Genomic DNA, 19,457 nt, shown 5'->3' with positions numbered 1-19,457 from the left:
CCGGCAGTCGATGATCCCCGATACGGCGGAGCCTGTCACACCGAACGGTGGTGAAGCCCGGCTCACCCGTTCCGGAGGATGAACACTCATCCGAAGTTGCCCCAGGATCACCTCTGACGGACTTCTCGCTGGAGGTGTCAGGCGCATGTCCACAGCATCGATCACCCGTACCGACCGGGACATCCAGAACGACGTACTCGCCGAGCTGAGCTGGGAACCCCGGATCCAGCCGAACGAGATCGGAGTCTCGGTGACCGAAGGCATCGTGACCCTGGCCGGCTGGGTGGACAACTACGCGAAGAAGTGGGCGGCCGAACGGGCCGCACACCGGGTGAACCGGGTCCGGGCGGTGGCCAACGACATCGAGGTACGGCTACCGACGGCCGGTGAACGTACCGACGCCGAGATCGCCACGGCGGTCACCCGCACCCTGGAGTGGGATGCCTTCGTCCCGATCGAGAACCTCGACGTGACCGTCTCCAATGGCTGGATCGTGCTGCACGGAGAGGTCGAGTGGGAGTACCAGAAGCGTGCGGCGGATCGCGCGGTACGCCGGCTGACCAGTGTCCGGGGCGTCACCAACGGGATCTTCGTACGCCCCCGGTCCCGCCCGTCGCCGGAGGACCTGAAGCAACGTCTCCGCAGCGCGTTGACCCGCAATGCCGAGACCGACGCCGAACGGATCGACATCCAGGTCCAGGGTGACGTCATCATGTTGGAGGGCACGGTCCGTTCCTGGCTGGAACGTGAGACGGCCGAACGGATCGCCTGGTCGGCACCGGGCATCGTGGACGTGCACAACCACATCACCGTCCGGCTGTGACAGATGGGCACTCCCCTACAGATCACCGTCAGCCGGCTACGGACACCGGTGACCGAGGAAGACCACATCCGGGGTGCCGCCGATGCAGCCGTGACGGTGGTGGTCTACGGCGACTTCCAGTGCCCGCACTGCGGCGCCGCCTATCCCAACCTGAACGAGGTGCTGCGCCAGCGGTCCAGTTTGGTGCGGATGGTGTTCCGACACTTTCCGATCATCAACGTCCACCCGTACGCCGAGGATGCTGCCGAGACCGCCGAGGCGGCCGGGGCCCGGGGCAGGTTCTGGGCCATGCACGACTGGTTGTTCGAGCATCAGGACCAGCTCGACCCGGTCCACCTCTCCCTCGGCGTGCAGCAACTCGGACTGCCGGTGGACGAGATCGGTGAGGAGTTGCAGTCCCACACCCACCTGGGCCGGGTACGGGACAACTTCGTCAGCGGCATCCGCAGCGGGGTGAACCATGCCCCGACGTTCTTCCTCAACGGCATCCGTCACGACGGCTCGTACGCCCTGCCTGATCTGCTGGCCGCCGTCGACCAGGCCGCCAACACCTGACCCCGGCCAGCCCACAGGTGAGCCCGGCCAGCCCGCAGGTGAAGCCCGGCCAGTCAACACGGGTGCCCCCGGCCGGGTCGCACGTGCCCTCGTCCGGCCGGCGGGTGGAACGGTCAGAGCAGGCGCAGCTCGCGGGCCCGGCGTACCGCCTCCCGCCGCCGGGTGGCGTCGAGCTTGCGGTAGATGTTGCGTACGTGGGTCTTCACGGTGTTGACCGACAGGGACAGTTCGCTGGCGATCTCCACGTTGGACAGGATGCTCTGTAGGTAGCGCAGGATCGTCAGTTCCCGCTCGGTCAGCGGCTCACCGGGCACCAACGGACCGACCTGCTGCTCCCGGGGTGTCGGCGCGTCGCGATCGACGATCAGCTCACTGATCAGGGGCCAGTACGCGGTTCCGGTGTCGAGGTGCGCCGCCAGCAGGTCCCGCACCGCCGGACCACCGGATACGAAGGGACGTCGGAAGCCCTCCGGCTCGGCCAACTCCAGCACCCGTTCCAGGAGGCGGGCTGCCCGTCGCCCGTCCCCGAGTTGCCGGGCGGCCAGCGCGTCGAGCAGACCGGCGTCCAGTCGTGTCCCCAGCGGCCACCGCTGCGCCGTCGAATCGGCCCAGTCGGGCAGGGTCTGGACGGCGGTGCCCGGTTGGCCGCCGTGCAGATGGGTACGGGCCAGCGCGACCGCCAACGGCTCGACCGGGGCGGTTCCACTCTCCACCAGCGGCGACAGCAACCTGCGGGCGGCTTCCAGGTCACCGTGGGCCGTGTGCAGGTCGGCCTCGGCGGCCAGAAGCCAGTGTGTCAGCTCCCGCGAATGCGGTCGGTCGGTCAACCGTTCCCGCGCGGCACGGACGGTCCGCTGACCGCCGGCGAGATCACCCCGGCTCCGCAGGAGCTGGGCCTGGACCAGGGCGGCGAGTACGACGGAGGTGGGCTCGTCGGTCGGGCAGACCGGCTGGCCGGCCAGGGCGAGATTGGCCTCGGCGTCCGCCGGCCGGTCCCGGGCGATGGCGACGACCGCGAGGGCCAGGTGCGCATGGGCGCATTCCCCGGGGTACGACCGCTCGTGGTGCGGCACCATGCTCAACGCCGCCCGGGCGGCCTGCTCCGCGTCCCGTAGTCGCCCCTGGAGCGCGTGGCAGAGGGCCAGTCCGCTGATGCAGGCCCGTAGTGGACGTGACAGGTCGGCCTGTTCCGCGTACGTCCTGCCGCGGGCCAACTCGGCTCCGGCGCTCGCCAGGTCGCCGACTCCCAGCCGGGCGGTTCCGAGCATGGTGTGGGCAACCGCCCGTACGGTCGATCCGGACGGCTGTGCCCGGTCGACTGGCTGTGCCCGGTCGACCGGCGGCGGTTGATCGGCGGTCGGGGAACCCGATGACGTGGCCGGGCGAGCCGTCGATGCCGCCAGGTCGAGCAGGCGGCTCACCGCCAGGCGTACCTGCTCGGGTTGGCCGTTTGCCACCCGTACCCGGGCCAGGTCCAGGGCCGCCGCCAGCACCTCGAACCGGTTCCGCCGGTCGGCGGTGAACGTATCGCCGTCCATGGCGGCCACCGGGTGCCCGTCCATGACGGCCACCGGGTGCCCGTCCCCGCTGGCGAGGCTGGTGGCGAAGCGTAGCCAGTCCGAGGCGGCCGGCAGGTCGTACCGGTCCAGCAGGTACGCGGCCCGGGCCAGGGCAAACTCCGGATCGCCGGGTACGGCCGCCGACGGCTCCGGCCCCGCCGACGATCCCGGAGCCTCGGCGCGCCGGCCACCGGGGCGGTACGGCAGCAGGTCGGCCCAGTGGGCGACCAGCAGTCCGACGGCTTGTTCCCGGTCGCCGGCCGCGATGGCGTGTTGCATTGCCTCCCGGGGCAGTCCGTAGCCGGCGTACCAGGCTGCTGCCCGATGGTGCAGGTCCCGTACCCGGTCGGTCGGCCAGCGCCGGAGGTCGGCCTGGAGCAGTTCGCGGAGCATCCGATGACACCGGTACGACGGTGGACGGGTGCCGAGTTCGATCACGAACCCGGTGTCCCGGCTGAGGTCGGCCAGCAACTGGTCGCCGTCGGCACGACCGGTCAGGGCGTCGACGAGTTCCCCGCAGACCGGTTCCATGATCGCGATCCGGCGCAGTACGTCCCGGTTCCCGTCGGGCAGGGCGGCTAACACCTCCTCGGTCAGATAGTCGGCGACATCCGGATGGTCACCAGCGAACGTGGCGATGAACTGGGCCGGATCGGTTCGGCCGCGTAGGCATCGGGCTGCGAACCGCAGACCGGCGGGCCAGCCCTCGGCGCGGGCGCGCAGGTCGTACGCCTGGTCGGTGGGCAGGTCCAGTTCGTGTGCGGCCAGCAGTTCAGCGGTCTCGGCCATAGTGAAGGCCAGGTCGGCTTCCCTGATCTCGGTCAGTTCACCGTTCAGTCGTCGCCGGTGCAACGCCAGGGTCGGATCGTTGCGGGCACCGAGCACCAGCCGCAGCCGCTGTCCCGTGTGCCGGAGCAGGAACTCCAGACCGTCGAGCACCTCCGGATCGTCGATCCGGTCGACATCGTCGATCACCAGGATGGTCGGCTCGGGACGGGCGGCGACCATCGAGGCGAGCCGGTCGAGGAAGCCGGCCCCGGCCGGGTCGTCCGGCACCGGCCCGATCCCCGGGTCCGGTTCGTGGCCGACTGTCCCGGCGCACAACGCCGCCTGTAGGTAGGCCCAGAGCCGGGTGCCGGCGTCCCCCGGCTCGACCGTGAGCCAGGCCAGCGCGCCCTGCCCGGCCGGTGCGGATCCGACCGCCGCCGGCCCGGCCGGTGCCCAGGGGGCCGATGCCTGCCCCGCCCGGGTCCGGTACCACGAGCTGAGCAGCGTGGTCTTGCCCCAGCCAGCCGGCCCGGAGACCAGGGTGACCGGGCCGGTGACGCCGTTGTCGAGCGACCGGAACAGCCGGGGACGGATCACCGTCGCCTCGGGCAACGCCGACGCGGCCAGCTTGGCGGTCAGCAGCGGGGCAGGGCCCGTCTCGCCGGTTGCCTGAGTCGTCCTGACAGACATATCCGCCTCATCACCACCTCGGCAACGAACGATCGTTCGACGGCGGATACCCGGCCGGTCGCGGTTCACCCCTTCGGGGGGAAATCGCTTCACCCCGGCCCGTCCGACGATGGTTCCCGGAAAGACCAGCGGCCGGAACGAAGAGACCACCGGCTGGGGCGAAGAGCAGCGGCTACGACAAGGACCACCGGCTACGGCCCTGACCACGAAGACGGGTGGTGCGGATGGGACGGGTGGCGAAAGGCGCGGCGGCAGCGGCGGTCACCGCGGGCGGCTACGCGGTTCATCGCGCCCTGTCCCGGCCCGGTCGGGGCAACTGGCCCGCACCGCACCTCACCGACGAGTGGCAGTCCCGTTGGCAGGTGGTCACCATCGACCGGTCCCCCGAGGAGGTGGCTCCCGACGGCCGGTTGCCCGAACCGATCGTCCGGCTCGGCCACACCGTGGAGTCACGAATGCGTCCGGCCCCGGGTGGCCGGGGCACCGAACTCGCCGTACGGCTGTGCCCCGGCGAGTCCCGGGGGCTGACCGGCATGGCGGTGCACATCACCGGTGACGACCCGCGTCATGTGCTGCGTACCGCGCTGCGACAGGCCAAGCAACTGGTCGAGACGGGCGAACTGCTCAGCCCGGACTGCCCGCCCACGACCCGCCGTACGCTGCTCAACCGTCCGTTGGAGTCGGCCGTCCGGCACGCCCGCGAGGAGGGCCGGCTGTGAGGGCAGCCGCATGAAGGCGCTGTGCTGGGAGGGCGTCGACGAGTTGACGGTGGAGCAGGTCCCGGACCCGCAGATCCGCAACGCGCAGGACATCATCGTCAAGGTACGACAGACCTCGACCTGCGGCTCCGACCTGCACCTGCTCGCCGGTTACATCCCGTTCATGCAGGCCGGCGACGTACTCGGCCACGAGTTCCTGGGCGAAGTCGTCGAGGTCGGTCCGGACGTACGCCGACACTCGGTGGGTGACCGGGTGGTGGTCTGTTCGTTCATCTCCTGCGGCCGGTGCTGGTTCTGCCGGCAGGGGCTCTTCGCGTGCTGCGACAACGGCAACACGAACCCGGCGATCACCGAGCAGGCCTGGGGGTTCGCCCCCGGCGGCTGCTACGGCTACTCGCACGCGATGGGCGGCTTCGCCGGCAGCCACGCCGAATACGTCCGGGTTCCGTACGCCGACACCGGAGCGTTCCGGGTGCCGGACGAGGTCAGCGACGATCGGGCCCTGTTCGCCTCGGACGCCGCGCCGACCGGCTGGATGGGCGCGGACCTGGGCGACGTACGCCCCGGCGACGTGGTCGCGGTCTGGGGTTGCGGCGCGGTCGGGCAGATGGCGGCGCGGGCCGCGATGCTGCTCGGTGCGGAGCGGGTGATCTGCATCGACCGGTTCGACGAACGGCTACGGATGACCGAACGGCACATCGGCGCGGACACCATCAACTACGAGCGCACCGACGTCGGCGGCGAGTTGCGTGAGCGTACCGGCGGACGTGGCCCGGACGTGTGCATCGAGGCGGTCGGCATGGAGGCGCACAGCCCCGGCCCACGGTTCCTGTACGACCAGGTCAAACAGCAGTTGCGGATCGAGACCGACCGGCCGATCGCGGTACGGGAGGCGATCCACGCCTGCCGTAAGGGGGGCAGCGTGTTCGTCCTCGGGGTGTTCGCCGGGCTGGTGGACAAGTTCCCGCTCGGCGCGGTGATGAACAAGGGGCTGACCGTACGGGCCGCCCAACAGCATGGCCAGCGCTACATCCCGATGCTGTTGGACCGGATGCGCAGTGGCGAACTCCGAACCGAACACCTGGCCACCCACCGCCTGCCACTGGACCGGGCCCCGGAGGGCTACGCCATGTTCAGGGACAAGGTCGACGGCTGCGTCCGGGCGGTCTTCCAGCCGGACGGATCAGCCGGTTAGGCCAGCGCTTCGCTGTCTGGACGGGCCCTTTTCAGGCAGAAAGCGACAGGAAGTGGCCTTCCCTGCCCCGCATCCGGGTTGACTCTCTACCTGGTCGAGGCTGCACCATCACGGGGTGGACGGCGACCTGGTCAAGATCGGTGGTGACCTGCCCAGCCCTAGTGGTGGTGATCTGCTCAGCATCGGCGGGATGGCTCGGGCCAGCGGGCTGAGCGTGAGCGCCCTGCGGTTCTACGACGGGGCAGGGGTGCTGATGCCGGCCGAGGTGGACCGGTCGACGGGCTACCGGTGGTACGCGACGGAGCAGATCGGACCGGCCCGGATGGTGGCGGGTCTGCGCCGGGTCGGCATGCCGCTGGCCGAGATCACCGAGGTGCTGGGACACCGGGCCGATCCGCCTGCGGTCCGCCGTCTGCTCGACGCCCACCTGCGTCGTCTCGAGGATGGTCTGGCCGACGCCCGTCGGGAACTCTCCCGCGTGCACGCCCTGCTCGACCAGGTCGAGCTTCCCCGCGCCACGGCCACCCGACTCACGGTGCCCGGCTCGGCGTTGGCTGCCGCGTACGACGCCGTCCGGTTCGCCGTCAGCAACGCGGCCGACCTGCCCATGCTCAACGGTGTCCTGATCGAGGTCGAGTCGGACGGGCTGCGGCTGGTCGCCACCGACCGCTACCGGCTGGCCGTCGCCGGAGCAGCGGCCGGTCAGGTCGCCGGCCATCCGGCGCGAGCGCTCGTGCCGGTGGCACTGTTCGACCAGGTACGTACGCTGCTGGTCGACGAGGAGCCGGTCACCGTCACCGTGGCTCCGGACACGATCATTTTCGAGACGTTGGCGCAGCGGCTGACCGCTGTGCCGCTGGACTACGACTTTCCCGACTACCGGCGACTGCTCGGCGACCAGGTTCGGGGGCACGGTGCCCGGCGGGTCACGGTCGACGTGGCGGCGCTGCGCGAAGCGTTGGCACCGGGCGTCGCACCCACCGTCGTACGGGAGCAGGACGGCGTGCCGTACGACGTCGCGCTCCTGGCCGTGGACGATGCCGGCACCCTGGCCGTGGTCGGTGAGGAAGCCGTGTTCGGGCTGGAGCCGACAGCCGCTCCGGGCGGTCCGGGCGGTCCGGGCACCGGCGTCGCCGGATATGTTGGCGTCAATCGGGAATTTCTACTCGACGCCCTCGATGCGGGAGGTCAGGCGCAACTGGTGCTTGAACTCGACGGGCCGATCCGGCCGCTGGCGATCCGGCCCCCCACCGACGAGCGGACCTTCTCGATCCTGATGCCGGTCCGGTTGTCCTGACCCTGACCGAGCCGGGTGGCCGGTCGGCCGGATCACCGCGATCAGGTCCGCACCCGCGTCCAGCTCACGGGTTGGTCGGGTCCTGCGGGATCCAGCCGAGCAGCCGGCGGGCGGCCCCGATATCGGCCATCCGTCCGGCCGCGTCTCCACTGATCGTCACGGCGGTGAACCCGTGCCCCCGGTACGCCAGCGCGGCGTCGACGGCCGAGGCGGTGTCCCGGGCCGAGGTGGCGATGGTCCGACTCCACCGGTCGCCGTCGCGTGGCCACTGCTCGTCCGGGGTGGGCAGGCAGAGCCGCAGCGCCACCACGCTGATCCCGTACTCGGCGACGGCGGCCTGCCCCACCTGCTCTCCGAGGCGTTTGGTCAGCCCGTAGAAGTCGGTGGCGGTTGGCGGGGTGTCCGGATCGGGATACGCCTCGTCGTCGGGCGGGTTCGGGTAGACCGACATCGAACTGGCCAGCACCGCGTGCCGTACGCCGGCCTGAGCGGCTGCCCAGAGCGCCAGGTGCAGTCCCTTGACGTTGGCGTCGAAGTGCGCGGCGACGTTGGCCGTCTCTCCCCAGCCAGCCAGCGGTCCCATCGCCAGATAGACCATCGCGTCCATCCCGCTGGCGGCCGAGGTCACCCGGGCGAAGTCGGTCGCGTCCCCGGGCGCGTAATCCCACGGGCCGGGCGCGGGTGGTTTGGGATCCAGGATCCGGATCTCGTGCTCACCACCCAGGTGGGGCAGGATCATCGTCCCGACCAGGCCAGATCCACCAATCATCAGTATCCGCACGATGCCGCACCCCGATCCGGTCGGATGCTCGATTAGGTTAGCCTTACTTCGTGACGGACGCCAGGAACAAATCCCAGGTCATCTATGCCACTGTTCAGCGTACCGAGTGGCTGACGCCCCACATGATCCGCGTGGTGCTGGGCGGCGAAGGGCTCTCCGGTTTCGGCGCTGGCGCCTTCACCGACCACTACGTCAAGCTGATCTTCCCGCCGGCCGGTGTCGAGTACCCCGTGCCGCTCGACCTGGCGGCGGTACGCCGGGACCTGCCCCGCGAGCAGTGGCCCACCACCCGCACGTACACCGTCCGGGCCTGGAATCCGACGACGCTGGAGTTGACCATCGACTTCGTCCACCACGGGGACGTGGGCCTGGCCGGGCCGTGGGCGGCCCAGGCCCGTCCGGGCGACCGGGTCATGCTGCGCGGGCCGGGCGGCGCGTACGCCCCGAACCCGGACGCCGACTGGCACCTGCTGGCGGGCGACGAGAGCGCGCTACCGGCCATCGCCGTCGCGTTGGAACGGCTACCGGTCGGCGCACCGGCCCGGGTCTTCATCGAGGTCAGCGGTCCGGACGAGGAGCAGAAGCTGCCCACCGAGGGGGCAGCCGAGGTCGTCTGGCTGCACCGGGGCGATCGCGTCGTCGGCGAGGCCCTGGTCGAGGCGGTCCGTGGACTGGACTTCCCGTCCGGTGCGGTGCAGGCATTCGTGCACGGCGAGGCCAACTTCGTCAAGGAACTGCGCCACCTGCTGCGGATCGAGCGGGGCCTGCCCCGGGAGGCGCTGTCCATCTCCGGCTACTGGCGACGCGGCGTCAACGAGGACGGTTGGCAGACGTCCAAGGGTGAATGGAACCGTCGCATCGAGGAGGCCGAGGAGCGGGTACTGGGCGTCACCGCCTGACCCGTTCGGATCGACTTGAACGATTCCCACCGGCACTGCCGGAAAGGCGGGACGGCTGACCGGGAACTGCCGCCGGGTTGAGGACGCCGGTCGATTCGGGCAATCGACGGGGCTGGACAGCGGACTATAGCCTCGGGTCAATCCATCGTCTGAGCCCTCGGAGCGCAGTCGGTTGAATGACGCCCCCGCCCTCATCACCGCAATTGCCGGTTTGGTCACGGCCCTGGTTCCCCTTTATGACATCTGGCTGAACAACCGCAGGAAGCCGCTGGGTCGGGGAGACCCGACGCCGGACGGACCGGCGACGGGCACCCCGACGTCCGGCACCCCGGAGGCCGGCAACCCGAGCGGGACCGGAACCCCGTCGGCGGCCCGACGACCGGCAGGCCCCGGACGCCGGTTGCCGATCGCCGCCCGGATGGGCCTGCTCTCGCTGGCCGTACTGCTCCTGGTGGCCGCTGTCGGGCAGTACTTCTGGCCGAGGCCGCCCCGCGACGAGGCCGGCTCGGCAGGGCCCTCCCCGGCCGCGGTGACCGGGAGCGCGACACCGCTGTCGTCGACACCCGAGGGGCAACCGTCCGACCCGTCGTCGACGGTTCTTCCGACAACCGAGACGACTCCGGTCGCCGGCGGTGGCCCGGCGCCGGGGACGACGACGCGGAATCCGCCCGGCGCCCCGGCACAACCCGGCCCCGCCGGAGAATGCCCGTCCGGCGCGGTGGGAATCGTCATCGGCGACACTGCCGACGGTACGAAGGTGAACAGTCGGGTGATCGTACAGATCACCATGCCCGGCTACATTCCGCATGACGACCCTGGCGCGGTCTGGTTCTTCGTACGCAATCCCGCGAAGGCGTACTTTCCCGCCTATCGGGCGGCCATCCGTACCCAGGACACGTGGATGTTGAACGGCGTCCAACTCGGTCGGGACCAACGTAACCTGGACCGGGGAACCTGGCAGGTCCAGGCGATTTACCTGTACGCCGACGACCACCGCCAGCTTGAGGCGGAGATGTCGGCGGGCCACTGGAACAACGGCCGGCCGAGCCTGCCGGCCAACCATGTCCCGTTGAAGAACGTCGTCACCGTGCAACGGACCTGCTGAACCGTACGGTCGGCACCGTCGACAGGCGAGTGCCCGGATCAGTCGGACCGCCCCGACCGGGCAGACGACCGCGCAGGCCGATCAGAAGACGACCACGGAACGCAGTACGTCGCCGTGGTGCATCCTGCTGAACGCCGCCTCGACCTGGTCCAGTGCGATCTCCTCGGAGACGAAGGCGTCCAGGTCGAGCCGGCCCTGTAGGTACAGCTCGGTGAGCAGGGGAAAGTCCCGGCTGGGCAGACAGTCGCCGTACCAGCTGGACTTGAGTGCGCCGCCCCGGCCGAAGACGTCCAGCAGCGGCAGCTCGATGGTCATCTCCGGGGTGGGCACCCCGACCAGCACCACCGTGCCGGCCAGGTCACGGGCGTAGAACGCCTGTCGCCAGGTCTCCGGGCGACCGACCGCGTCGATCACCACGTCGGCACCGTGACCCCCGGTCAGCTCCCGGATCACCTCGACCGGGTCGCTCTCCCGGGCGTCGACGGTGTGGGTGGCACCGAATCCCCTGGCCCACTCCAGTTTCCGGGGGTCGGTGTCCACCGCGATGATCGTCGTCGCGCCGGCGAGGACCGCCCCGGCCACCGCGCCGTCGCCCACTCCGCCGCAGCCGATGACCGCCACCGAGTCGCCCCGGCCCACCCCTCCGGTGTTCATCGCCGCGCCGAGGCCGGCCATCACCCCGCAGCCGAGCAGGCCCACTGCCGCCGGCCGGGCGGCGGGATCCACCTTCGTGCACTGGCCGGCATGGACCAGCGTCTTCTCGACGAACGCGCCGATTCCGAGGGCTGGGGACAGCACCGTACCGTCGGTGAGGGTCATCTTCCGGGCGGCGTTGTGGGTGTTGAAGCAGTACCAGGGGCGACCGCGCCGGCAGGCCCGACAGGTGCCGCAGACCGCCCGCCAGTTGAGCACCACGAAGTCGCCCGGTTCGACGTCGGTGACCCCGTCGCCGACCTGTTCGACGATGCCGGCCGCCTCGTGGCCGAGCAGGAACGGGAAGTTGTCGTTGATACCACCCTCGCGGTAGTGCAGGTCGGTGTGGCACACCCCGCAGGCCTGTATCCGGACCAGCGCCTCCCCCGGCCCGGGGTCGGGCACCACGATGGTGGCGAGTTCGACCGGTGCGCCCCTGGTCCGGGCGATGACCCCACGCACTTCCTGGCCCACGCTCTCCTCCTCGGTTCGAAGACCAACCATGGCGTTGGAAGATCGACCACAGCGTTGGAAGATCGACCACGGCGACCTAGGGTTGGCCGGTGACGATCCGCGTGCCCCCGGCCGAGGCCGCCTACGTCGACTCGGTCGTGCGCCGGTTACGGGCCATGCTGGGCGAGGAGCTGATCGGGGTGTACCCGACCGGTTCGCTCGCCCTGGACGGCTACACCCCGGGCCGAAGTGACATCGACCTTATCGCCGTGGTCGATCGCACACCACCACCGGAGACATTGACCGAAATCGCGTCCCGGTTGGCCCACGACCGGCTGCCGTGCCCGGCGACCGGACTGGAGTTCGTGCTCTATCCGAGCGGTACGGCCCGCGCCGGCAGGGTCGACGCCGGCTACGTGCTGGACCTCAACACCGGCCGCGAGCTGCCGTCGAAGGTCAGCCTCGATCCGTCCGACGGACCGGGTTTCTGGTACGCCATCGACCGGTCGATTACCTGTCAGAGCGGCACGGCGCTGACCGGGCCGGATCCGCGTACCGTGCTGCGACCGGTGCCGTTCGACGCGCTGCTGCCTGTGGTGGTCGAGTCGATCGAGGCGCATCTGGCGGCGACCGCCGAGCACGGTGACAATTCGGTGCTCAACGGGTGCCGGGCGTTACGGTTCGCGGCCCAGCGCCGGTGGCATGCCAAGCCGGACGCCGCCCGGTGGGCCCGGTCCGCCGCCCCGGCCCACGCCGGGCTGATCGACGCGGCCATCGCCAGCCACGCCGCCGGTCGGGCCGCCGGCCGCGCCGTGCCCGCCGCCGAGGTCGCCGCCTTCCTCGGGTACGTCCTGAGCCGGCTCCGCGCCGCGTCCCAGTGACACATCACGTCCCAGTGACGTACCGGCCGGGCGGTGAGTCGTTCCTGACGTCAGCTCGAAAGGAAGCCGGCGGGACCTTCCACTGGCACCCCGCCGGTCGTCCCCGCTGTTACGGCCAGGGCCTGCGGTGCTGGTCAGCGGCTCTGTAGCGCGTCCAGTCCGACGGCCATGGCGATGACCACCCGACGGTCCAGGCCGGGGTGGTGGATGTCGACGACGTACTTGTCACGTAGGCCCCACTTCTTCACCACCGAGAAGGCGAGCTGCCCCTCGATGGTGAAGTCGAAGTGGTACGGCAGCCAGGACAGCGAGTCGACGAACCGGCGCAGGATGGCCACCGTCGCGTTGCGCTCCTGGCCGGTGGCCATCCCGACCCCGGGCTGCTCGACGTGCCAGGTGGAACGCAGCAGCGACTTCTTGAAGTCCTTCCGGAACAACCCCAGCGCGGTTCCGTTGGCGTCCACGATGTCGTAGGTCGCGCCGAGGTCCAGCACCTGACGGGCCTTGAAGCCGAGCACCGGCACCTGCTTGGTGTCGTCGGTGTAGAGGGTGACCTGCTCCTTGAAGGCCATCCGCTTCTGCTGCGCGAACGCCAGCAGCTCTCCCTCGGTCCCGTCGCCCAGGGCCGAGTGGACCTCGTACTGGTTGACCATCAGCCGGATCCGCTGCCGAATGATCAGCTGCGTCTGGGCCTGAAGCTGTTGCAGATTCATCGGGGGTTCCTGTCGGGGGTAGGCATCCACACTCGGTGGCTGTCGCGCCGGAGTCTGGCACAGCTGCGAACCGGCCGACCGGGGGCCTCCGCAGTACCTGGTCCGCCCGGCCCTACTGATCGCCTCCCGACTGGCACTCGTGGGAAAGACGGGAGCCCTGTGCCAGCAACGCGGCGACGAGCGTCACCGCCGTGTTCCACAGTCCGGTCGTGTCGACCCGTGGTTTCTCCTGGTCCAGAAGCACCAGGTCACCCTGTACGTCCCGGTGGACGTGGTAGGCCGCGAGCACCCGGCCGTTGCGCTCCATGACTACCTCGGACAGAACCGGTATCGCCGTCATTTCAGCCCCCTTCTCCGCACCGCCGGGGCCTTCCGAGGACGCCCCGCCACCTGTCCCTTCCCATCGAGCGCGCCCGCTGCGGGCTGCGGCTCGTCTGCGACCCCGACCGGCTCCGGAACCCCGACCCGACCGAGGCGGTAGCCGAGTTCCCCGGCCCCGGTCAGCCCCAGTACGAAGGCGAACGCCACCGCCGGTGGCAGCACCGAGAAGCCGCCGAAGGTGCCGGCCAGCCCGAATCCGGCGAGACTCAGCAGGCCACTGAGGATCCGGGAGGTCCGCTCGCTGCCGGCGTACCAGCTGACGAACTGACCACCGGCCAGCGCGGTGACTGCCGCGGCCCCGTAGGCGAGACACGAGAACGCGACGTCGTCCGCCATGCCGCCGATCGTCAGACCCTCCCTGGTCATGCTGGCCAGACCCCCGAAGAGGATGGCCGAGTGCCAGGTCGGTCGGACGAACGAGACGTACAACCGCCCGCCACCCGAGTCGCGAAGTAACGGAACGGCTACTTTCCATGCCCCGTCGGGGGCGGTACGTTTCTGGAGCAGCATCGGTCTCCTCAAGACGTTCGATGATGCGGGATTGCAGAGATGATCGGGCCCGCTGCGCCAACAGCGGGCCCGATCATTTTTCACCTTGAGTTACGGTTACACACAGTCAGAGCGCAGGCTAATTTTCGCGCCTCTGGAACAAAAACTTCTTCCTGTCGGAAGTTAGCCTTCGCCACGCACAAGGCGTAGCCATAGGGTTACCGGATGGGAAAAGTTCGCGACGGCGCCCCCTCCCAGTGGGACTGCGTTGTCTTCACGACGATCGCCAGGTTCAAGAACAAGAAGAAGGCCGTCGAACACCTGGCGACGGAGCACAACGAGAGCATCAGCACCAAGGGCGTCGAAAGCATCCTCCGGAAGATCGACGGTTGGATCGGCGAGGATGCATTCACCGAGGGGCGTAAGGGAAGTCTCGAACTGACCGTTCGTGGGAAGCGTTTCCTCAGATTCGCCAACAAGATCGTGGCCACGTACGAAGAAGAGCGGATGCCGACGAGCCAGCGCTCGTTACCCAAGATTGTCTGCCTGCCCCATCACGTCTACATAACCAGTCTCCTCGAATGCCACCTACGCGAACAGGACCCCAACCACGAGGACCAGATAACCGTCGAGGAACTCGGGCACAGCGATCGCAGCGACGACGGATTCGAGGACGAGGCACTGTTCCCACTCACCCTCGGCCACCATGCGATCGCCATCGGCGGGAAGGGCACCACGGACAAGGAGGATCTCCAGTCTGACCTGCTCTACACCGCCCGGCTGGAGGTGATGGTCCCGAGCTCCTACGAGCCCAACCAGATGAGCATCACCGAACTGGTCACCAACCACCGCGCGCTACTGGCACCGGAGACCGCGCGTTCCCGCAAATTGCTTGAGCGCCGGATAGCGGAGAAGAAAATCGACGCACCACCGAAGGAACAGCGAATAGCGGCCGAGACGTACGAGATAACGATGAGCGTTCAACGTACGTCCGACGACCATCGGCAGTTCGGCGCGAAATCGAGACGTGTCGTCGTCGCCGCCTCGGACGTCGCCCTACTCTACAAACCGGGATATCGATTCGGTGGATCCGGGACCGACCATTCCCGGCGGATACCACTCCACCATGACGGGGAGCAACTGAAGCTAGGGGTCTACGCCACCACGGTCAACCCTCGCCCGAAACACATCCGCCCGCTGGTGGACCTCCTGAGAGAGATCTGCAGCAAGCATCCCGACCTCTCCGGGACCTGAACGATCCTCAGCTTCCGCTGCGGGATCATCGGTCGACGGCATCCACGAACCCCTACCTCCGGCGCGTTACCGACCACCACATCCGCCCCCGCCAGCCCCAGAACAATTTCCTCCGCAACGGTTGCACTGCGTAGCGCAATGAGGATCTTCCTTCGCCGCAATGCAACCGATCATGTAACTGAGAGTTTCCTTAGCGCCAGCCCGGGGGCGGCGCACTGCCGTACAGTTGGAATGTGGCTTTTGTCCGACCCTGGCTGCTCTTCAGCATCGGCATGGTCCTGCTGGTCGGCAGTACGGCCGCACTGACCTTCGTAATCGTCCCCGACCTGCGGAACCCCCCGACCGAGCAGCGGATGGCGATGCCGGTCCCGGGCGCCGACGACGCGGGGCGGAGCGGGCCACCGCCCGAAGCACCTCTGGTCGCGACGCCGCCACCGGCCAACCTGCCCACCGTGGACTACTGGCCACCGCCGCCCGCCGGGTTCCCGAGCGATCCGGCACCACTGTCGACCACGCCACTACGCGAAGCCCTCCATCCGACCGTCCCGGTCGGGGCGTACGACGCACCGGGTGGTCGGCCGCTGGCATGGCTGGCCCCGACCATCCGGGGGGTCGAACTGACGATGCCCGTCATCGAGCGCCGCGCCGGCTGGGCAGCGGTGCTGCTGCCCTCGGTCAACCGGAGCGTGGCCTGGGTGCCGCCCGGTGGCTGGACGACCGTGCCGCTGCGGGACCAGCTCGTCGTGGCCCGCCGGACACATCAGCTGTTCTGGCTCCGCGACGGCGGGCTCGTACGCTCCTGGCGGGTCAGCCTCGGCGTGCGGCAGACGCCGACCCCGCTGGGGCGTACCTTCGTGCTCGGCCGGTCCACCCTGGCCGGCGAGGTGTACGCCGACACCGACGTGTTCGCCCTCGGGGCGGTGCCGGACGACCCCGGGGCGATCCCGCCCGCGCTGAAGGGCGCACACATCGGGGTGCACACGTGGTACCACGACCGGGAGCTGGGCAGGAACACCACCGACGGCTGCATCCGGCTGACGAAGAAGGGGCAGCGGGAGTTGCTGACCGAGATCCGTCCGGGAACGTCGCTGGTGGTCGTCGACCGGTTCAGCGCGCCCGCCACCCAGCAGCCGGCCCTGACGCCGTCCGCCGCTGCGGCCCCTACGCCGAGCGGCCGGTCCGCAGCCCGGTCAGGAAGTCGTCCAGCAGCCTGACCTGCCGCGCCGACGGAAAGCGGTCCTGGTCGAACAGCACCTGTACGACCAGCCCGTGCGCGAACGCGGCGGCTGTCGTGGCCAACTCCTCCGGGTCGACGTCGGCGGGCAGCTCACCCCGGTCCTGGGCCGCCTCGACGTGGCCCCGCAGCCGTCCCCGCCAGCGTTCGTACCGTCCGGTCTGGCTGGCCCCGAGGTCGGCGTCGCCGAGCGCCGCGTCCCAGAAGCTCACCCAGACCCGGCTCATCGCCACCGCCTCCGGGGTCAGCGGCAGTACGTCGAGCAGGGCGGCCCGCAGTGCCGCCAGACCCGGTTCTTCGGCAGCCCACCGGGCCCTGGTCTCGCTGTGTTCCTCGGCGACCTTGAGCGCGTGCCGTACCAGGGTCTGCTTGTTGGGAAAGTAGTGGGTGAGCAGGCCGGTCGTGGCGTCCATCTCGGCGGCGACCGCCCGTAGCGTCAGCCCACCGAAACCCCGGGCGGCCAGCACCCGCCAGACGGCCGCGGAGACATCGGCACGTCGGGCGTCATGATCTCCCCGTGCGGGCATCCCGGTTCACCTCACCTGTCGTAACCACGCCCATAGTACGTAACGAGCGTTGGGTACTGTCGACCGGAGGGTCCGTACGGGTCGACGACCGGCACCACCCCCGCCGGCACCGCCGACGGGGGTGGCTACGGCCAGGTGGACGTCAGTCGCGCGGCGCGGCGTACGACACGAACGCCCGCCACACGGCCGGAGCGAAGGCCAAGGTGCCGCCGTCACGGTCCTTGGTGTCCCGCACCAGCACCACACCGGGCAGGTTGTCGGCCACCTCGACGCAGTTGCCGCCGTTCGCGCCGCTGCGGGTGGACTTGCGCCACCGGGCACCGCTCAGATCCATGGCCTCACCAACTCCTTGATCAGCTCGATCGACTGCCGTCGGGGCAGCGCGTCGTTACGCACACTCTCCCACCTCGCCAGAAGCGTGGCCACATCCTCGACCCGGTCCTTGGCGACCCCTTCGAGCTGGTTGTCCATGAAGCCGACCCAGCCGCCGTCCGCCGACCTGGCCAGGACGAACGGACCGGTCAGCCCGATGTGCAGGCCGACCGTGCGGGGGATGACGTGCACGCTGATGTTCGGCCGCTCGGCGCAGGCCAGCAGGTGCACCAACTGCTCGGCCATCACCTCGGCGCAGCCCTCGGCGAACCGGTTCAGTGCCGACTCGTCGATCACCGCGACGAACTGCGGCGGATCGCTTCGGTCCAGGATGGCCTGCCGCGCCAGCCGGGCCGCCACCAACTCCTCGACCTGGTCGTCGGTCAGGCTGGTGTCCCCCCGGAACAGGGTCCGGGCGTAGTTAGCCGTCTGGAGCAGCCCGGGAATCAGATTCGGCTCGAAACAGCGCAGTTGGCTGGCCCGGCGTTCGGCGTCCAACCACGGCCGGAACCACAACGGCTCCCCGTCCCGCTTGGCCAGCTTCAACAGCCTGACGAAGAGGCCACCCGTATCAAGCACCTCGTCCGCGCGGGCCAGATAGGAATCGTCCAGCGGTCGCTGCCCCAACTCCACCGCCGACACCATCGACGGGGAGAAGTGCGCCCGCCGACCGAACTCCTCCTGACTCAGCCCGGCCGCGTTACGCATCCGGCGCAACTGGGCGCGGATGAGGTCTGCCGTGGACTCGCCATCAGTCGCCACACTTCCTCCACAGTGTCCGTGCTGGTCGTGACGCTCACGCCCGACGGGTCCGGCGATCCCCCACCGATCCGCCGCGCGAGCTGCTGATCCCTTCCGACAGTAGTCCCCGGGTCAGCAGACTGTGACCATCGGGTTGCGGTGGTTCGGCAAGACCACGACAAGGGACGCACCCGATCCGGGGCCGCCGTCCCAGCAGGTCTCCCCAAACCGACGGCGGCCCCTCCCACCCATCCGACACGGCAGAGAGGACCCGGCCATGTTCAGCGGCGACTACGAGCAGATCCCCCACCCCGTACGGCACCCCACCTCCACTTCTGTGGCCGGCGGCGAGTCGTCCGGCGTACCGGCGAACGGGCCCGCCACACCGGAACCGGAACCGGAATCCGAACCGGAAGTGGAAGCCGAAGCCGAAGCGGACGGCCCCGCACCCTCGGCATGACCCGGGCACCACACCGGGCAATTCAGCCGTTCTGGCTCTGCCGGGTCTGCGCCGCCCCCTGGCCCTGCGGTGACGGCCGGCTGGAACTGCTGCGCGAGTACGCCGACGACCGGATCGGGCTCAGCTTCCACCTCGCCACGCTCTACGTACAGGCGGCCACCGACCTGCATCAGATCCACCCCTACGAGGGTCCCGATCCAGGGGTGCTCTTCCAGCGGTTCCTCGGCTGGCTACCGAGAGTTCCGCGTCCACCCGGCTGACCCGATCACGCGGCGGCGTACCTCGAATATCGTGTGTGACCACCATATTCGAGGTACGCCGCCGCAGCATCGTATTCAGCGCTCGTCCGACGATTCCGCGCCGGCGACTAATCAGATATTCAGCCGTGGCGACAGGCGCTCAGACGGCGGCCGGCACCTTGTCGAGAAAACCGTGTACGGCCCGGATCCGACCGTCCTCCGCCAGCACCGCGACGTCGAATCCGATCACCAGCGACTCGCCGCCGGTGGCGGGTACCAGTTCCCACCCGAACCGTACGACGTCGTGGTGGCCGTCGACCCTGCCGTGCACCCGGAAGACGTACCCGGGGAACATGCCCTGCACACCACCGATGACCGCAGCGATCCCGGCATGGCCGGTGACCTCGGCCATCGGGTCGGTGTAGGTGGCGTCCTCGGTCCACAGTGCCGCGACCGCTGCGGCCCGAGCCTGATCGTCCCCTTCGTTCCAGACAGCGAGGTAACGGTCGACCAACTCGTTGAACTCAGCCATTTCTCTGCCCTTCCTCGGTAATCCACATAACGAATCGACGCCCTCACGAAGTAGCCTTTCCGGCTCGCTCGTCGGCGCTGAAGGAATCATTTCCCGG

General features: G+C 69.5%; 21 protein-coding genes. 11 read left to right on the top strand and 10 right to left on the bottom strand.

Going from position 1 to position 19,457, the window contains the following annotated elements; translation table 11 throughout:
- Window positions 1-145 precede the first annotated feature (145 nt).
- Both ACFQ4H_RS03715 and ACFQ4H_RS03710 read left to right on the top strand, forming a co-directional pair.
- Entirely contained in the window at window positions 146-823 is a 678-nt protein-coding gene (locus ACFQ4H_RS03715; RefSeq protein ID WP_377566927.1) for a BON domain-containing protein, read from the top strand.
- Window positions 824-826: 3 nt separating this feature from the next.
- Window positions 827-1,378 (top strand): DsbA family protein, encoded by a 552-nt coding sequence (locus ACFQ4H_RS03710; RefSeq protein WP_377566925.1) that lies wholly within the window; start codon window positions 827-829, stop codon window positions 1,376-1,378.
- Between the two features lie 113 nt (window positions 1,379-1,491).
- On the opposite strand, the gene ACFQ4H_RS03705 is transcribed toward ACFQ4H_RS03710, so the two are convergent.
- Window positions 1,492-4,395, bottom strand: a complete 2,904-nt coding sequence (locus tag ACFQ4H_RS03705; protein WP_377566923.1) for a LuxR C-terminal-related transcriptional regulator — start codon at window positions 4,393-4,395, stop codon at window positions 1,492-1,494.
- Between the two features lie 224 nt (window positions 4,396-4,619).
- On the opposite strand from ACFQ4H_RS03705, the gene ACFQ4H_RS03700 reads away from it, so the two are divergent.
- The 3 genes from ACFQ4H_RS03700 (at window position 4,620) to ACFQ4H_RS03690 (ending at window position 7,606) form a co-directional block, all read left to right on the top strand.
- Window positions 4,620-5,114 carry a hypothetical protein gene (locus tag ACFQ4H_RS03700; RefSeq protein WP_377566921.1) on the top strand — a complete coding sequence of 165 codons (495 nt, stop codon included), beginning with the start codon at window positions 4,620-4,622 and terminating at the stop codon, window positions 5,112-5,114.
- Between the two features lie 10 nt (window positions 5,115-5,124).
- Window positions 5,125-6,309 (top strand): zinc-dependent alcohol dehydrogenase, encoded by a 1,185-nt coding sequence (locus ACFQ4H_RS03695; protein WP_377566919.1) that lies wholly within the window; start codon window positions 5,125-5,127, stop codon window positions 6,307-6,309.
- A 190-nt stretch (window positions 6,310-6,499) separates the two neighbouring features.
- Window positions 6,500-7,606 (top strand): DNA polymerase III subunit beta family protein, encoded by a 1,107-nt coding sequence (locus tag ACFQ4H_RS03690; protein ID WP_377567047.1) that lies wholly within the window; start codon window positions 6,500-6,502, stop codon window positions 7,604-7,606.
- Window positions 7,607-7,670: 64 nt separating this feature from the next.
- Here the strand turns inward: ACFQ4H_RS03690 and ACFQ4H_RS03685 are convergent, their stop codons facing one another.
- On the bottom strand, window positions 7,671-8,375 hold the full coding sequence (locus ACFQ4H_RS03685) for an NAD-dependent epimerase/dehydratase family protein (protein WP_377566917.1): 705 nt from the start codon (window positions 8,373-8,375) through the stop codon (window positions 7,671-7,673).
- A gap of 62 nt (window positions 8,376-8,437) precedes the next feature.
- Between ACFQ4H_RS03685 and ACFQ4H_RS03680 the strand changes: the two genes are divergently transcribed.
- Window positions 8,438-9,286 carry a siderophore-interacting protein gene (locus ACFQ4H_RS03680; RefSeq protein ID WP_377566915.1) on the top strand — a complete coding sequence of 283 codons (849 nt, stop codon included), beginning with the start codon at window positions 8,438-8,440 and terminating at the stop codon, window positions 9,284-9,286.
- 172 nt (window positions 9,287-9,458) lie between these two features.
- Window positions 9,459-10,391, top strand: a complete 933-nt coding sequence (locus tag ACFQ4H_RS03675) for a hypothetical protein (RefSeq protein ID WP_377566913.1) — start codon at window positions 9,459-9,461, stop codon at window positions 10,389-10,391.
- An 81-nt stretch (window positions 10,392-10,472) separates the two neighbouring features.
- Here the strand turns inward: ACFQ4H_RS03675 and ACFQ4H_RS03670 are convergent, their stop codons facing one another.
- Complete coding sequence (locus ACFQ4H_RS03670) at window positions 10,473-11,558, bottom strand: S-(hydroxymethyl)mycothiol dehydrogenase (RefSeq protein WP_377566911.1); 1,086 nt, start codon at window positions 11,556-11,558, stop codon at window positions 10,473-10,475.
- An 89-nt stretch (window positions 11,559-11,647) separates the two neighbouring features.
- Between ACFQ4H_RS03670 and ACFQ4H_RS03665 the strand changes: the two genes are divergently transcribed.
- Complete coding sequence (locus tag ACFQ4H_RS03665) at window positions 11,648-12,418, top strand: aminoglycoside adenylyltransferase domain-containing protein (protein WP_377566909.1); 771 nt, start codon at window positions 11,648-11,650, stop codon at window positions 12,416-12,418.
- Between the two features lie 134 nt (window positions 12,419-12,552).
- On the opposite strand, the gene ACFQ4H_RS03660 is transcribed toward ACFQ4H_RS03665, so the two are convergent.
- From ACFQ4H_RS03660 to ACFQ4H_RS03650, 3 genes are all read right to left on the bottom strand, one after another.
- Complete coding sequence (locus tag ACFQ4H_RS03660) at window positions 12,553-13,131, bottom strand: LURP-one-related/scramblase family protein (RefSeq protein WP_377566907.1); 579 nt, start codon at window positions 13,129-13,131, stop codon at window positions 12,553-12,555.
- Between the two features lie 112 nt (window positions 13,132-13,243).
- Window positions 13,244-13,471, bottom strand: coding sequence for a hypothetical protein (locus tag ACFQ4H_RS03655; protein WP_377566905.1), 228 nt, complete (start codon window positions 13,469-13,471; stop codon window positions 13,244-13,246).
- On the bottom strand, window positions 13,468-14,022 hold the full coding sequence (locus tag ACFQ4H_RS03650) for a hypothetical protein (RefSeq protein WP_377566903.1): 555 nt from the start codon (window positions 14,020-14,022) through the stop codon (window positions 13,468-13,470). The genes ACFQ4H_RS03655 and ACFQ4H_RS03650 overlap by 4 nt, the downstream gene beginning before the upstream one ends.
- A 204-nt stretch (window positions 14,023-14,226) precedes the next feature.
- On the opposite strand from ACFQ4H_RS03650, the gene ACFQ4H_RS03645 reads away from it, so the two are divergent.
- On the top strand, window positions 14,227-15,255 hold the full coding sequence (locus ACFQ4H_RS03645; RefSeq protein WP_377566901.1) for a hypothetical protein: 1,029 nt from the start codon (window positions 14,227-14,229) through the stop codon (window positions 15,253-15,255).
- A 233-nt stretch (window positions 15,256-15,488) separates the two neighbouring features.
- On the top strand, window positions 15,489-16,469 hold the full coding sequence (locus ACFQ4H_RS03640) for a L,D-transpeptidase family protein (protein WP_377566899.1): 981 nt from the start codon (window positions 15,489-15,491) through the stop codon (window positions 16,467-16,469).
- Here ACFQ4H_RS03640 and ACFQ4H_RS03635 read toward each other — a convergent pair.
- From ACFQ4H_RS03635 to ACFQ4H_RS03625, 3 genes are all read right to left on the bottom strand, one after another.
- Complete coding sequence (locus ACFQ4H_RS03635) at window positions 16,417-17,016, bottom strand: TetR/AcrR family transcriptional regulator (protein ID WP_377566897.1); 600 nt, start codon at window positions 17,014-17,016, stop codon at window positions 16,417-16,419. The two genes, ACFQ4H_RS03640 and ACFQ4H_RS03635, sit on opposite strands and share 53 nt — an antisense overlap.
- A 142-nt stretch (window positions 17,017-17,158) precedes the next feature.
- The gene (locus ACFQ4H_RS03630) at window positions 17,159-17,350 is read right to left on the bottom strand and encodes a DUF397 domain-containing protein (RefSeq protein WP_377566895.1); all 192 of its coding nucleotides are present in this window, start codon (window positions 17,348-17,350) and stop codon (window positions 17,159-17,161) included.
- The gene (locus ACFQ4H_RS03625) at window positions 17,341-18,150 is read right to left on the bottom strand and encodes a helix-turn-helix domain-containing protein (RefSeq protein ID WP_377566893.1); all 810 of its coding nucleotides are present in this window, start codon (window positions 18,148-18,150) and stop codon (window positions 17,341-17,343) included. The genes ACFQ4H_RS03630 and ACFQ4H_RS03625 overlap by 10 nt, the downstream gene beginning before the upstream one ends.
- A 435-nt stretch (window positions 18,151-18,585) precedes the next feature.
- Between ACFQ4H_RS03625 and ACFQ4H_RS03620 the strand changes: the two genes are divergently transcribed.
- A complete protein-coding gene (locus tag ACFQ4H_RS03620) occupies window positions 18,586-18,849 on the top strand; it encodes a hypothetical protein (RefSeq protein WP_377566891.1) in 264 nt (87 codons plus the stop codon).
- A 139-nt stretch (window positions 18,850-18,988) separates the two neighbouring features.
- Here ACFQ4H_RS03620 and ACFQ4H_RS03615 read toward each other — a convergent pair whose 3' ends face one another.
- Window positions 18,989-19,360: a nuclear transport factor 2 family protein gene (locus ACFQ4H_RS03615; RefSeq protein WP_377566889.1), complete on the bottom strand. Its 372-nt coding sequence runs from the start codon at window positions 19,358-19,360 to the stop codon at window positions 18,989-18,991.
- Window positions 19,361-19,457: the final 97 nt, after the last annotated feature.

It is taken from the genome of Micromonospora sonneratiae, from assembly GCF_042679305.1.
Taxonomy (GTDB): Bacteria; Actinomycetota; Actinomycetes; order Mycobacteriales; family Micromonosporaceae; genus Micromonospora_H; species Micromonospora_H sonneratiae.
Note: the sequence above shows the minus strand (reverse complement) of the source record. Positions and strands in the feature narration are given on the sequence as shown.

Excerpts from the sequence above, each read along its gene's own strand:
- ACFQ4H_RS03685 (WP_377566917.1), bottom strand. The coding sequence starts at position 8,375 with ATGATTGGTGGATCTGGCCTGGTCGGGACGATGATCCTGCCCCACCTG.
- ACFQ4H_RS03690 (WP_377567047.1), top strand. The coding sequence starts at position 6,500 with ATGGCTCGGGCCAGCGGGCTGAGCGTGAGCGCCCTGCGGTTCTACGAC.
- ACFQ4H_RS03705 (WP_377566923.1), bottom strand. The coding sequence starts at position 4,395 with ATGTCTGTCAGGACGACTCAGGCAACCGGCGAGACGGGCCCTGCCCCG.
- ACFQ4H_RS03630 (WP_377566895.1), bottom strand. The coding sequence starts at position 17,350 with ATGGATCTGAGCGGTGCCCGGTGGCGCAAGTCCACCCGCAGCGGCGCG.
- ACFQ4H_RS03635 (WP_377566897.1), bottom strand. The coding sequence starts at position 17,016 with ATGCCCGCACGGGGAGATCATGACGCCCGACGTGCCGATGTCTCCGCG.
- ACFQ4H_RS03695 (WP_377566919.1), top strand. The coding sequence starts at position 5,125 with ATGAAGGCGCTGTGCTGGGAGGGCGTCGACGAGTTGACGGTGGAGCAG.
- ACFQ4H_RS03715 (WP_377566927.1), top strand. The coding sequence starts at position 146 with ATGTCCACAGCATCGATCACCCGTACCGACCGGGACATCCAGAACGAC.
- ACFQ4H_RS03710 (WP_377566925.1), top strand. The coding sequence starts at position 827 with ATGGGCACTCCCCTACAGATCACCGTCAGCCGGCTACGGACACCGGTG.
- ACFQ4H_RS03615 (WP_377566889.1), bottom strand. The coding sequence starts at position 19,360 with ATGGCTGAGTTCAACGAGTTGGTCGACCGTTACCTCGCTGTCTGGAAC.
- ACFQ4H_RS03620 (WP_377566891.1), top strand. The coding sequence starts at position 18,586 with ATGACCCGGGCACCACACCGGGCAATTCAGCCGTTCTGGCTCTGCCGG.
- ACFQ4H_RS03645 (WP_377566901.1), top strand. The coding sequence starts at position 14,227 with ATGGGAAAAGTTCGCGACGGCGCCCCCTCCCAGTGGGACTGCGTTGTC.
- ACFQ4H_RS03660 (WP_377566907.1), bottom strand. The coding sequence starts at position 13,131 with ATGAATCTGCAACAGCTTCAGGCCCAGACGCAGCTGATCATTCGGCAG.
- ACFQ4H_RS03655 (WP_377566905.1), bottom strand. The coding sequence starts at position 13,471 with ATGACGGCGATACCGGTTCTGTCCGAGGTAGTCATGGAGCGCAACGGC.
- ACFQ4H_RS03650 (WP_377566903.1), bottom strand. The coding sequence starts at position 14,022 with ATGCTGCTCCAGAAACGTACCGCCCCCGACGGGGCATGGAAAGTAGCC.
- ACFQ4H_RS03700 (WP_377566921.1), top strand. The coding sequence starts at position 4,620 with ATGGGACGGGTGGCGAAAGGCGCGGCGGCAGCGGCGGTCACCGCGGGC.